The 426-nt window shown below is 32.6% G+C and carries 1 protein-coding gene; it reads left to right on the forward strand.

Annotated features, from left to right (window positions below; all coding sequences use genetic code 11):
- The coding region (locus ASJ81_RS15590; protein WP_212556092.1) for an ISAzo13-like element transposase-related protein at positions 1–426 on the forward strand (426 nt) is incomplete at both ends.

Here is a 426-nt window from a genome sequence, read left to right on the forward strand (position 1 = left end):
AGGAGATATGCAGCCATAGAAGCAATTAAGTTAGGTCATGGTGGACAAAAGTATATAAGTGCTATTCTTGGCTGTCATTTCCAAACTGTCATGGTTGGAATTAATGAAATCACTAATGGTATAGAAACTCCAGATAACAGGATTCGAAATCCTGGTGGAGGTAAAAAGAAAATCATCGATACTGTGGAAACTATCGATGAAATTTTCTTTGAGATCTTAAAAGATCATACTGCTGGAAGTCCTATGGACGAAGAAATAAAATGGACAAACCTTACCCTTAAAGAAATTTCAAATATTTTTAAATCGAGAGATATGAATATATCGCCATATGTAGTAAAACAGCTTTTGAAGAAACATGGTTTTGTAGAAAGAAAAATGAAAAAAGCTGTTACAATGAAAGACTGTAAAGATAGAAACAAGCAATTT

The sequence above is a fragment of the Methanosarcina spelaei genome, assembly GCF_002287235.1.
Classification (GTDB): domain Archaea; phylum Halobacteriota; class Methanosarcinia; order Methanosarcinales; family Methanosarcinaceae; genus Methanosarcina; species Methanosarcina spelaei.